Annotated in this window: 1 protein-coding gene; it reads right to left on the bottom strand. The window is 50.4% G+C overall.

Translation table 11 applies throughout. From position 1 onward, the window contains the following. A partial coding sequence (locus WDB87_RS00035; RefSeq protein ID WP_337848634.1) for a hypothetical protein occupies positions 1-282 on the bottom strand: 282 nt, incomplete at both ends.

Genomic DNA, 282 nt, shown 5'->3' with positions numbered 1-282 from the left:
TTCTACGCTATCTTGCGCGCTTACAGGGTTACCCGCCACATCGGATACGCTGGCGGTGGCGGTGAGCGTGCCGTCGTTTAATGCGCTTGCATCAATTGGTGCTGTAACATACTCGCCATTTTGTACAATGGCTTCTACTTCAACGGGTGGGTTTACGCCATCACTAATAGTTACAGTAATGGTTTGACCATCTTCAACGTCGGTTACTGTGCCGCGCACAAGGATTGCAGCACTTTCGCCGTTGCCATTTATAACGCCGTCGGCTGTTTTATCAATGCTGGT

Source organism: Pseudoalteromonas sp. C12FD-1, assembly GCF_037414265.1.
GTDB lineage: Bacteria > Pseudomonadota > Gammaproteobacteria > Enterobacterales > Alteromonadaceae > Pseudoalteromonas.
This window is presented reverse-complemented; position numbering and strand designations above follow the sequence as displayed.